This window comes from Colwellia hornerae (assembly GCF_007954355.1).
In the GTDB taxonomy this organism is placed as follows: Bacteria; Pseudomonadota; Gammaproteobacteria; order Enterobacterales; family Alteromonadaceae; genus Colwellia_A; species Colwellia_A hornerae.
In genome coordinates, this window is sequence record NZ_VOLR01000032.1 from 25,988 (window position 1) to 38,149 (window position 12,162).

At 36.3% G+C, this 12,162-nt stretch carries 13 protein-coding genes; 6 read left to right on the plus strand and 7 right to left on the minus strand.

Going from position 1 to position 12,162, the window contains the following annotated elements; translation table 11 throughout:
- Positions 1–59 precede the first annotated feature (59 nt).
- Positions 60–647 (minus strand): TetR/AcrR family transcriptional regulator, encoded by a 588-nt coding sequence (locus ESZ26_RS17195; protein ID WP_146800760.1) that lies wholly within the window; start codon positions 645–647, stop codon positions 60–62.
- A gap of 310 nt (positions 648–957) precedes the next feature.
- Here ESZ26_RS17195 and ESZ26_RS17200 point away from each other — a divergent pair, with 310 nt between their 5' ends.
- Positions 958–1,953: a catalase family peroxidase gene (locus ESZ26_RS17200; RefSeq protein WP_146800762.1), complete on the plus strand. Its 996-nt coding sequence runs from the start codon at positions 958–960 to the stop codon at positions 1,951–1,953.
- Between the two features lie 184 nt (positions 1,954–2,137).
- On the opposite strand, the gene ESZ26_RS19505 is transcribed toward ESZ26_RS17200, so the two are convergent.
- The 5 genes from ESZ26_RS19505 to ESZ26_RS17225 all read right to left on the minus strand — a co-directional run bounded on the left by ESZ26_RS19505 (position 2,138) and on the right by ESZ26_RS17225 (position 7,366).
- A complete protein-coding gene (locus ESZ26_RS19505) occupies positions 2,138–3,046 on the minus strand; it encodes a hypothetical protein (RefSeq protein ID WP_223271705.1) in 909 nt (302 codons plus the stop codon).
- Between the two features lie 391 nt (positions 3,047–3,437).
- Positions 3,438–4,913 (minus strand): carbon starvation CstA family protein, encoded by a 1,476-nt coding sequence (locus ESZ26_RS17210; RefSeq protein WP_146800764.1) that lies wholly within the window; start codon positions 4,911–4,913, stop codon positions 3,438–3,440.
- Positions 4,914–5,236: 323 nt separating this feature from the next.
- The gene (locus tag ESZ26_RS17215; protein WP_146800766.1) at positions 5,237–5,671 is read right to left on the minus strand and encodes a tetratricopeptide repeat protein; all 435 of its coding nucleotides are present in this window, start codon (positions 5,669–5,671) and stop codon (positions 5,237–5,239) included.
- A 378-nt stretch (positions 5,672–6,049) separates the two neighbouring features.
- Positions 6,050–6,331: a hypothetical protein gene (locus ESZ26_RS17220; protein ID WP_146800768.1), complete on the minus strand. Its 282-nt coding sequence runs from the start codon at positions 6,329–6,331 to the stop codon at positions 6,050–6,052.
- 162 nt (positions 6,332–6,493) lie between these two features.
- Positions 6,494–7,366: a LysR family transcriptional regulator gene (locus ESZ26_RS17225; RefSeq protein ID WP_146800770.1), complete on the minus strand. Its 873-nt coding sequence runs from the start codon at positions 7,364–7,366 to the stop codon at positions 6,494–6,496.
- Positions 7,367–7,467: 101 nt separating this feature from the next.
- On the opposite strand from ESZ26_RS17225, the gene maoP reads away from it, so the two are divergent.
- Complete coding sequence (gene maoP, locus ESZ26_RS17230) at positions 7,468–7,788, plus strand: DUF413 domain-containing protein (RefSeq protein ID WP_146800772.1); 321 nt, start codon at positions 7,468–7,470, stop codon at positions 7,786–7,788.
- Between the two features lie 164 nt (positions 7,789–7,952).
- On the opposite strand, the gene ESZ26_RS17235 is transcribed toward maoP, so the two are convergent.
- Positions 7,953–8,435: a DUF1353 domain-containing protein gene (locus ESZ26_RS17235; RefSeq protein WP_146800774.1), complete on the minus strand. Its 483-nt coding sequence runs from the start codon at positions 8,433–8,435 to the stop codon at positions 7,953–7,955.
- A 124-nt stretch (positions 8,436–8,559) separates the two neighbouring features.
- On the opposite strand from ESZ26_RS17235, the gene ESZ26_RS17240 reads away from it, so the two are divergent.
- The 4 genes from ESZ26_RS17240 to rimK form a co-directional block, all read left to right on the plus strand.
- A complete protein-coding gene (locus ESZ26_RS17240; protein WP_146800776.1) occupies positions 8,560–9,906 on the plus strand; it encodes a magnesium transporter in 1,347 nt (448 codons plus the stop codon).
- Positions 9,907–10,296: 390 nt separating this feature from the next.
- Positions 10,297–10,515 (plus strand): hypothetical protein, encoded by a 219-nt coding sequence (locus ESZ26_RS17245; protein ID WP_146800778.1) that lies wholly within the window; start codon positions 10,297–10,299, stop codon positions 10,513–10,515.
- A 26-nt stretch (positions 10,516–10,541) separates the two neighbouring features.
- The gene (locus ESZ26_RS17250) at positions 10,542–10,793 is read left to right on the plus strand and encodes a hypothetical protein (protein WP_146800780.1); all 252 of its coding nucleotides are present in this window, start codon (positions 10,542–10,544) and stop codon (positions 10,791–10,793) included.
- A 534-nt stretch (positions 10,794–11,327) separates the two neighbouring features.
- Positions 11,328–12,162, plus strand: an 835-nt coding sequence (rimK, locus tag ESZ26_RS17255; protein WP_146800782.1) for a 30S ribosomal protein S6--L-glutamate ligase, incomplete at its 3' end; no start/stop codon positions are given.

The following is a 12,162-nucleotide window of genomic DNA, read 5'->3' on the forward strand; positions in this document are numbered from 1 at the left end:
TTATTACTATTTGCTATATCGGCTGTGAAAATCTGAGGAGATAAATAAAAAGAGTGGCGTTAATGACTTTTAAGATTTCTAATATAGTTACACAGTTCTTTGATGACTTTTTCAAAGAGGTCTTTGTTTTTAGAGCTTTTACTTAAACTAGAAGAACCGTGAAAAGTTGAAACAATAAAATAGGCTACTTGACTAAAATCAATATCGTCACGAAGCTGGTTAGCGACACGCTGTAAATTAATGGCGATAAGTTGGTTGAGTTGTTGCTGCATGTTTAAAATACGTAAGCGGAAGCCTTCATCTACACCAGACATCTCTTGACAAAGGTTGTTTAAAGGACAACCACAAACAATCTCGTCACAGGATGAGTTGGTATACATAGCGGTAAAAAAGTCGCATAAACCTTCAATAGGATCATTTACCTCTACTGCTGGCTGCCATAATTCTAAAAACATTGGTGTATAAATTTCTTCAAAAACAGCGTAGCCCAGCTCCATTTTATTTTTAAAATGATGATATAAGGCACCTTTTGAAACTTCACAGCGCACTAAAATACAAGATAAGCTTGTTGCGACAAAACCTTTTTTATGAATTTCATCAGCACTTATTTCTAGTATTTTTTGACGAGTTAGCTCTGCGTCTCTCATATTCACGACTTAATTAACTATTAATGATAATTCATTCTAACCGACCGGTGGGTAGGTTGTAAACCCAGCTTTTTTAGTGATGAATTTATGGTGAAATATTTGAGGTTGAATAAGGATGTTTTGTATTATTAAGTCGTAATTATTTACACCGTAACTCTGGCAACAAATTTTTTTAATATTATTTTAGTGGCGAGTGAACTATTTATTACACTATTGGGGTCTTTTGCTATGCTTGTAGATAATACTTTTGATCTTACCTATGATATTTTTCGTAATTTGAGCAATTGAAATAACCTCACTAAGGAAACCAATGAAATATAATCTCATCACCTCAAGTATTAGTGCTATTTTTCTTATCGCTACTGCTACAGCAACATCTAACGTTGCCGCCAATGATAAAGAAGTTGTCGCCAATGATTTTGTTGAAATATTTGAAAAATTGGGCGGGAAACATCCTGGCTATAGAAAAGCACATGCTAAAGGTTTGTGTGCATCGGGTACTTTTGTCCCAACACCCAATCAGCATTTTACTGGAGCTGCTTTGTTATCCAATGGCGAACTACCGGTGTCTATTCGCTTTTCTGTTGGTGGTTCAAATCCAAACAGTGATGAAAAAGCGGCTGGTGCACGTGGCATGGGCATGCAAATAAAGTTACCTGATGGCTCTTTCCACACTTTTACTGGTAATAACTTTCCGGTGTTTGCGGGTAAAAGCCCAGAAATTTTTCATGGTTTTTTATCGACTTTACTTCCAGACGAAAATGGTAAAACTGATCCTGCTAAAACCATGGCATATATTCAACAACATCCGAGTGTTCAAGCTAATGCTATGTGGAATAAAACCGCTAAAACAGCAGCATCATTTGCCAACACTGAGTTCTTTGGTTTGCACACTTTTTACTTTGATCAACCCAACGAACAGAAAACTAAATTTCGCTGGACCATTGAGCCTAATTTAGGGGTGAAAACATTAGATAAAGCTGAAGCGGCTAAAATGCCTACCGAGTTTTTAGCGGATACCTTTGCGCAGCAGCTTAAAGATGAAACGGTTAGTTTTAACATTGTGGTAAGTTTGGGTGAAGCACAAGACAGTGATATTGACCCATCACAACAATGGCCAAGTGAACGTCCTCAGGTAACGCTAGGTACGGTGACCGTTAATACCAGTGGCAGCGATGCATGTAAAAATACTAACTTTGATCCTAATATGATGTCTGCAGGCTTTACGCCAAGTGATGATCCCGTATTAAGAATGCGCTCACCGGCTTACGCTATATCTTTTGGCAAGAGGTTGAGTGGTCAATAAGTGATTCGCTAGTAGGTATAAGTCGGCATTACTTTTATGAAATGGGGTGCAGTGAAAACTGACCCCATGTGTTATTGATTTAACGATAAACGTTTCGCAAAGGGCAGTTTTACTTATTTTTATGGTGGATTTTAACAAGTTCAATAATTTATCGTTTCGGGTAAAGTCTTTATGCAGATAAGCTTTATCGACTGTTTACTTCGAACATTATCTTTAGCCATCTTAAATCTTTAGGCCCAAGACCCGCCTTTTTGTGCAGAGATGGTGTTTGATAAACCTCTTTGTAAACATGACAAATAGCGACTTCAGTTAGTTCTCGCCATCTTTCTCCATCAAGTTCAGGAATGCTGCCATTAGCTAAGTTGGCATCAATTATCGGGTCGTGCTGCAACTCTGTGGTACGTAGTGTTAACTCTAACTCTTGTAATATAGGATTAATAACCTGCAGGGTACTTGCATCGGCAAATTCTTTTGCAATATGTGCATCAGCTTCTGCTATAGATTTGTTTAGCTGATGTTGAGAAAGTTTCTCTCCGGTAGGACGTAAGCCGTACTTGTTAATTATGCCGCCAACACTGGGTAACAAAGCTTTTGCTGCAATACCTAGGCCTAATAATGGATTTACCACAGTTGCTAAGCCACCCACTAATAGCATGCCATATGTGAGTTTTTTATCTAGCGCATCAATTTGATCGGCTAAAGATTCAATACTGTTTGGATTACTTACGCTTTTATTTCTTACTCTTTCTTCTGCTGATTGGCGCATATAATCTTTAAGTATTTCTTCTGAATGCTGGTTGGAAAAGTGAAAAACACGCCTTTTGGGTAGGTTGTTAATTTCTGGAACAGCATTTGGGAGACATCGCATGGTGTGCAAGGCAAATTTATATTCTGATAGTTGAAAAGGTATAACAAAATAGTGTTTTTCGTCATATTGAATATCGTCATATTTGTCTGACTTCTCCGCGGAAATAAAGACAGGTAAGCCATTCACTTTCTCCTTAACAATGGAATAATTGGCCGCTAATTCTCCTGTAGCTTTGTCTGCCACTGAGCGAACGGTATTGAGTCCTTTTTTGAACAAATTTTGCATGAATTTTGCAATTTCCTTGGTATATTCTAGCTAACACGATAATTTTTTTACTACAAAGGTACTCATAGCCAATACTTTTAGCTGTAGCATAATAACTATGGCCGTCTTATTTGCAGGCACTTATCTTCATTAACAACGTTTCAAAGGGTAGGAGAATATAAAAATATATGTGTACGCCTTTTTGTTGGCTACTCTTACTTAGAATACGTTAATTATCTTTAGTTATCAATTTGGTCTAGGCCGGGTTGATACCTTTAGAGACTCAGGGGTTTCTTTAATTTTTACCCTTATCAATTAAAAGTAATAGCGTTTATTGAGTAGATACAAATGAAAAAGCAGTGCTAATTAGCACTGCTTTTTTTCTTAATGATAAAATCAAACATTTTAAGTATTAATGGGATGTCGAGGTAATATTTCTGCGTTTATTGTGTGCCACTATCAATAAGATAAGCGAAATAACCCCCACCACAGCCCCAATTGATTTGCCATATTCACTGGGTAAATTTAAGCCTATTCCTGCTGTCATAATATATGAGGCGCTAACACTGGTACCAACAATGGCAGGTAAACTGACGATCCAATGGAAAGTGCCACGGTCAAACAAAAATTTAGTGGCCAGCCATAATACGCTGGTAGAAAGTAGCATGTTTGAAAAGGCAAAATAGCGCCATATTATTGAGAAATCTAATTTTGTCATAAAATAAGCGATAATCAGAATAGGCACGGCTAGCAAAAGACGATTGCGTAAACTTTGTGGGATATTAAATGCATCTACTAAGGTCAAGCGTAATGAACGAAAAGCGGTATCTCCTGAAGTAATTGGGAATATCGCAACAGCAATAATAGCCATAATGCCACCGAGTGCGCCAAGATAGCTGTTTGCTATATGATTAACTACTAAGCCTGGTCCACCTTGGTCAAGCAATGACTTTAGTTCTGAGTAGCCTTCAGGAAATGCTGCTATACCGGCTAAGGCCCAAACACAACCTACAATGCCTTCGCACATCATCGCACCATAATAGACTGGACGCACATATTTTTCATTGGTTAAACAACGCGCGATAATCGGTGCTTGTGTCGAATGAAAACCACTAATTGCGCCACAGGTAATCGTTATGAATAATAATGGCCAGACAGGAAGGCCGTCAGCATTGGGTTCTAAAAAGTCATGACTGTAATGGTCTGCGTTAAAGTAGCCCAAAAAATCACCCGCGGCAGGTAAATGTGGCGCATTTATAAGTAATGATACGGCGATAAGTGAGGTCATCACTATCATAAGTAAACCAAAAATGGGGTAGAGTTTAGTTATTATTTTATCAATGGGTAATAGCGTTGCCAGCAAATAATAGCCTAAAATCACTAAAACCCAAAAGGTATTACCGGCTAAAAATGTGCCTTCAAAATAACTTAAATTACTTAATAACCCCGCAGGGCTCATGATAAATACAACGCCAACAAAAAAGAGTAGCATGGTGGTAAATATCAGCATTAACCCTTTAAAGTAAACGTTGTAATAATGGCCTGCAATTTCAGGTAAACTTTTACCGTCTTCTTTAATGCTCATGACCCCAGAGAAGTAATCATGTACTGCACCGCCTAATATATTACCAAGTACAATCCAAATAAGTGCCACCGGCCCATAGAGGGCACCAAGGATAGGACCAAAAATAGGACCTACCCCAGCAATATTTAAAAACTGAATTAAAAAGGCTTTAATCGGATGGATAGCAACATAATCAACCCCTTCTTCAAAACGTACTTGAGGTGTTTTGGCGGTTTCATCGATGCCCGCTTGTTTTTCAATAAAAGGGCTATAAAACTTATAACCCAATATTAATAGAGTGATGCAGATAAAAAAGATAATCATGAGTGTTTATTACTCCGTTCTAATGAATAGATTCAGTGAAGATGGGACTGAGCACAGATTTGTGCAAGCGGGACATTCGCTAAGTATTACCTATATAAATTAACTATTAAAGGAGAATATTTATTGATTGTTATATAAATAACATCAGCTGATATTTCAATAATACTAAGGTAGCTTAAATGACGTTAGTTTAGCTCATTATCCCCGCAATTTTGCGTCGATCACGGGGGTACTGGCCAGAATTAGCTATAGATAGGGACACTTTAGCTGGTGGATAAATATTGACCACAGCTAACTAGGTCACTCATTGGTATATAAGTGATTTAGTAAGGACTCGCTGCCTCATCTTTTAACGCTTCTAATAAATCATGAATTTCAGCTTTTAATTCTTTATCGACAATTTTATTACAGCTGACTTTTGCTTTTTCTAAATTTTCAATCGCATTTTCTTTTTCACCTAGCTCAACTTGCAGCGAGGCAACAGAAAAGCCAATCGATGAACGAAAGTCTTTTGAATTAATCTCTTCTGCTTTAAGTAATGCTTTCTCGTAAATTGAAACGGCTAAGGGTAAATCGTCGGTAAAATCAGCGAGTGTTTCCCATTGTACCGGATGATCTTTATCGGTATTGTCATTATCATCACAGAGTTGCTTTAATTCACTATAGCAATTGTCAAAGTTGCTTTGATTTCTTTCCTGAGCAGCAAGCATTAACTCTCCAGCCAAAGCAAATACGCGCTTGTATATTTTTGTATTCATGGTTTTTAGTACTCTTTAGTTGTCTGAGGTCTAGGTGCTAGCGGTTGACTTGCAAGTTTTGTTGTTGGTTTGTGATGTTATCAAGCCTTATTTTGTCACTATTGAAACCAAAACGGGCTATTTGATATTTTAACACCAGTTTGAACTGGTGACTAGTTTAGACCTGAAAATTGAAGGGTAATAAATAAGCAGAAAACCTAGTAACCTTTGTAGCAAGCAATAGTTTATAAAAAAGCTTTGTTAGTCGCAGTCTTTAATGGCAATTCAGTGGGCGCAATAATTTATTGGCAAATGGGAAATGGCAAATGCTTAAACGCGAATTAATTCATCATTAATTCGCGTCACTGTTGTTTTATCAACTTAGCAGCAATGATGGGCTTAATCCCAATCATCATAGTAATCTTGAGTGAACTTTCTCAGTTGCCGCTCTTCTTGTAACTGTTCAATTTTTTTCTTGGCTAAATAGTTACGTTTATTACTGTGTTTTGATTTTTTTACATCGCTAGGAGAGGTGTGTAACTCAAATTCAGCAATGTTATTGTCACTATCGTTATCATTATCATCATCATTGTTATTATCATCTCCTTCGTTTGAAGACAGATCATAGTTAAAACTTACTTCATCAGAAGTTGATAACTCATAATTAGAATTGATATTCATCGTTATATCACCAAAGGATATTCAAGTAAAAACAGCATGATCTACGCTTTTGGCTAACAAGAAAAGCAAAAGATTTTTACGTTAACGATAAATTATTTTTACTGAAAATATTTTAAATTTACTGTGCCAGTTCGCTAGCAAGTGCACCGACTGTTTATCTTATTAGGGGGTCATAATAGCAGGAGCTTCTGGCTGATCTTTTCTCAGTAAATTCTTAATGTCGATAATACGTTCTTCATTCTCATTTTCTTTATGAAAGGCAATAAATAATTCACGTTCAAAAAAAGGCAGTGTATCGATTTTAAATAACTTGCCTTGCTCGATAAAAGGTTTTACTAGCATGTCTGGCAAGTAGGCACTACCGCCACACTGCAGCATAAGATCAAGCGCAATACGTGCGGTGCTTGTTCTAATAGCAGGAACAGATATGTCAGGGAATTCTTTAGCATGCCAATGAGTAAAGCTTGTTCCCCAATCAATCATAATATAACGCTGCACGTCTGCGGGGCTTATTATTTTATTGTTAAAAGTCGTCACGGGGATTAAATTAAACATATGTAAAGATTCAATCTTCAGCTCTTCCACTTTGGGAGGATCAAAGAGAATAGCAACATCTAAAGTGCGCTCAAGTAATTGCCTGGTTAGTTGCTCTCGCGATAATATTTCAGCGATTAAACTGATTTGTGGTTCACTGATATATATCTTTGAAATGGCATCATGTATATAAACGTCCCAAGTGTTAGGTGTACCGGCAATATAAATGTGCGCAACTTTTTCAGTGCTTATGGCAATATCTTGTTTTGCCATTCGAAGAGTATTGATCATAATCTCTGCGTAGGGGACTAGCTTTTCTCCTGCAGGTGTTAATTGGATATTGTTTCTAGTGCGCTGAAACAAGGACACATTAAAGTATTTCTCTAATTGACGAACTCTGGTACTAACCGCTGCTTGAGTAAGGTATAGATTTTCAGCCGCTTTACCAAAATGACGACAATCTTTAACTTCTAAGAAGGTTTTAATTAACTCAATATCCATACTGCAATCTCTTATCGATACGATAATTATTATTTGTTTTACAGCCCTGCTTGTTAGCCGCATAATCCGCTAAAACCTATACCCTGTCAATAGAGGCGCAAATGACTTTAATACATGGATTTATTGCCGCAGCACAATTTTACGATGATGTTCATTTTCCACGTGGTTTCAGAAAATCTGGAGATTTCAATATCGCCGAAGCAGAATTATTAACACAGCTAGGCAAACGTTTACTGATGTTAGAACAAGCTATTTGTTCGCCAGAAAATGAAGTTGAAATTCAATTTGTTAATATGTGTAAATCACAACATGAAGGTCAAACTAAAATTGAACTGCTGTGGAAAAAATACATAAAAATAACTAGGCATAAGTCATTTCATTGTTTAAATGGCAGTATATTCACTCAAGCAGCAGCCAGATAGTCGATAGAATGATCAATATAGTAGATTTAAAGATAAACTTGTTGATAAGCTTATCTTTAAATCATGGCGTCCTTGCCAAATTATAAGTCGTAACCTTTAATCGCTCACCTTCCTTAACGCTTATTTTATCGCGGATAAAATAAGTGTTAAAATTAAAAATTGTTCTATTTACCTTCAGGTAATAACGTTTGCTTGCTTTTACGTTGAAATGTTAACCAGTTTACCCAACCAAAAGCCATAGACAATATCCATATAAAATAATCAATAAGTAGCAACTCGTTTCTTTCTATACCGACCTTACGGATGAGTGTTGACCATTTAAAGAAACCATAGCCTTCTTTAAATTTAAATATATTATCATCCTGCTTAGCCCATAAGTAATTATACTGAAAGCAAAAGTCGTGCAAAATAACCGGGATGAGTAATAACCCCGTCGGCGAGAAAAAAAGCCAGACTATTGCCGGGTACGAACTACCATCAAAAATAAAGCCTTTCGGAATTATAACGATTCTTTTGTTAGGTAAGGTATAATGCCAATCTTCGATAAGTTGCCATTGCCGCTTCTTAAAAAGTAATCGCCACAATTTTGAATAAAATGAAAACTTTTGCGTTTTTATAGCAAAAGGCTGTAATTTTGGCATTTTCATTAGTTTTCTAGTTTAATAAATAGAGAATAATGCGATTCTATAGTTAAATAACCCATAAAATAAAACGCAAAATTTTACTTAGTTTGATTCAAAAAATTTGTTGAAATCTTTATTAGGAAATTAAATGTCCCTAGAACTACTCCCTACTTATATTGAAAAAATTGAAGAACTATTAGCCAACGATCTTCAATTAAATGAATTAGCTGCTGAAATTGAAGATACCTTCATGCCAGAGCACGTAGCAATTCTTTTAGAAGCTTTCCCTATCAAACCTCGATTAAGTCTTTGGGCGTTGTTGAGTGCCGATTATCAGCAAAATATTTTTCTAGAGATGAAAAATGAATCTCGGCAGATGTTATTAAATGCTATGGATGACGATGCTTGTTTGCCTTTATTTGATAAGTTAGATGCGAATAGTTTAATAGAACTCACTGAAGACTTAAGCGATCGCTTCATTGAATATGCCGTCACGAAAATGACAGCTAAACAAAGAGAGTACTTAAAAAAGGCGCAAGATTATTCTGAAGATGAAGTAGGGCGTTGGCAAAGTTTTGATGAAAAAAGAATCTCCCAAAAGTTAAAAGTGGCAGCTGCAAAAAAAGTGTGTGCAAAAAATTTATTACCATTAACTGAAGTTATTTATGTTGTCGATAATAATACCCAATTACTCGGTGAGATCCCCATCAATAAACTGTTACTTCTCGACGGTGATACACCATTGGCCAGCGTGGAATATCAAGATGTTCAAGCTTTAGAAGCCAGTAAAGATATAGATGAATCAATTGACGAGGTGATCCTTTCAGGAAAGTCGGCATTACCTATTGTTGATGAAAATGGCTATTTAACCGGTCGTTTAGATTTACATTCAGCCTATAAATACAAAGATCAGCAAAAAGATAACCAATTAATGCAGTCGGCTGGTTTGAGTGAAGAAGAAGATTTATTTGCCAGTGTTTGGTTGAGTAGTAAAAACCGAGCTATTTGGCTGGGCATTAACTTAGTGACCGCATTTTTAGCTTCTTGGTTTATTGGTTTATTTGAAGCCACCTTGCAACAAGTCGTTGCACTCGCGGTACTTATGCCGGTGGTTGCTTCTATGGGGGGGATTTCGGGTAGTCAAACGTTAACCTTGATTATACGAGGTTTAGCGTTAGGGCAAATTAGTGATGCTAATAGGCAGGCTATCGTCAAAAAAGAGCTTAAAGTTGGCGCAATTAATGGCATGTTATGGGCGACGGTCATCGGCATCATTACTTTTTACTGGTTTGAAAATCCGATGTTATCCGTCACTATTTGTATCGCTATTTTAGGTAATATCCTGGTTGCCTCTTTATCTGGAGTCTGGATCCCCTGGATATTAAATAAATTTAATATCGACCCCGCATTATCTGGAGCTGTCATTTTAACCACAGTAACTGATATTTTTGGTTTTATAGCCTTTCTTGGCTGTGGTACGTTATTACTGCTTTAGAAAATAATCATTTTTAATTAAAGCTTTAATGACGATTAGATCGATAAAAATAGTGGATATTTCCAGCGCTGAAAATAATAATGTTGCTACGGCTTGTCGGCATATTTAAACTTTCAAGTTGCTGGGAACTATTTGACTGTCAAAGACAAATCGATTTAAATCATTCGTTGTAAACTTATCTAATTGTTTTTGTGATGTTTATTTTATTATTATTCGCCCCGTTCGCATTTTTACTTTTCAGTCCTCTCACTATTCATTTCAACTATTTACTCTTCTCTTTGTTCAACAAAAAAAATTGATTAGTTAAACGAAAATATTTTGCTTTTCAATTTTAGAATAGTGGAACATTATCCATCCAGAATCTAATTATGATTTTTTTGAAGGCAAAAAATGAATATTGATACATATGAAAATACTGGCATAGGTAGCAATTTGAATTTCAACCCTGGTATCACAGGATTCGAAATATCGAGTGGCTCAGCTAATAAAAAAGAAATCAGCAATATCGCCAAACAGAAATATCTGGTTAAAGAAAGATTAGATATTTTAAATGAAAAAAGGTTCCTTGACCGTCAACTTAATTCATTAAGTGACTATTGGGATATGTAAGTAATTTTAATGTAAAGAGAAAATTTATGAAAAAAACAATTTTAGCTATCGCTTTATTAGCACTAACTTCAAGCATAGCGCACAGTGAAGAAGCAGAACCAGCTTTAATGGATGCTCCTAGTGACTACGTATCAAGTCTTTTAAGTCAATGTAAAGAATATGCTGTTGAAGATGAAATAGCAGAAGCTGATATGAAAACGTATCTATTAAATTGTATCAATGACGAGCTAAAAGAAGGCGATTACAAAGCAATAAAAGTCTTACCTAAAGACGAGTAATAATTGTTCACTTTAAACCTTGTCTAAGTAACTCAAATTATTTAGACCACTTGAAGTAAGTGGTCTTTTTAATTTGAGTTCACTTACTCTCATTAATTTCTGGACAGGTAAATAAAACGAGTCATTATTTCTAATAAACTTACCCCTCATTTTTTGTCATACAACTCACCCCCCGCACCACCATTGTAAACCCTAGCTGCACACTAGATAACTTTCATTGTTAAACTAAGCAATTTTAACTGCGATAAATTACCGTTGATCCATTATTTTCATAGCTAATCAATTTGTGTAAACAAGTCAAAAAACACCAGTATTATTTACCTTAATAATTTTTAATCGTTATTTTCTCAACTATTTACGTAAAACATTCTATAATAACGACTTTATAATTATATAAATCGTGCTTAATCATTTTTTTTGATTGAACGCAGTTAAATATAGCGCTTTATTATTTAATAAACTGACTATACACTCGATATTACTTATTACCTCACTTTCTATCAGTAAATATAAGTGAGCACTACAGGACTTATTATGAAAGTTGCTATTTTATCTAGAAACAAAAATCTTTACTCTACGCGCCGTCTAAAAGAAGCGGGCGAAGCCATGGGCCATGAAGTTGATATTATCGATACATTACACTGTTATATGGATATCACGAGTACTCGTTCAGCCGTGCGTTATAAGGGTAAAGAATTGCCAAAGTATGATGCAATCATTCCTCGTATTGGCGCCTCTGTGACCTTCTATGGCACTGCTGTGGCAAGACAATTTGAAATGATGGGCACGTTTAACATTAATGAGTCAGTCGCTATTAGCCGTTCGCGCGATAAATTACGTTCGTTACAGTTATTATCACGTAAAGGTCTGGGTTTACCGCGTACAGGCTTTGCAAACAAGCCTGATAATGCCAAAGATTTGATTAAAAATGTTGGTGGCGCGCCGGTAGTTATTAAGTTACTCGAAGGCACGCAGGGCATAGGTGTGGTTTTAGCAGACACAGCAAAATCGGCTGAAGCTATTATCGAAGCATTCATGGGCTTGAAAGCGAATATATTAGTACAAGAATTTATTAAAGAGGCCGGTGGTGCTGATATTCGCTGCTTAGTGATCGGCGGTAAAGTGGTGGCGGCGATGAAACGCCAAGGTGCTGAAGGTGAGTTTCGTTCTAATTTACATCGTGGTGGCTCTGCTACTGTGGTTAAGTTATCTAAAGAAGAGCGTGATACTGCGGTTAAAGCGGCAAAAGCAATGGGCCTAAACATGTGTGGCGTTGATTTACTGCGTTCACAAAATGGCCCTATGGTGATGGAAGTTAATTCATCTCCAGGTCTTGAAGGTATTGAAAAAGCGACCGGTAAAAATGTTG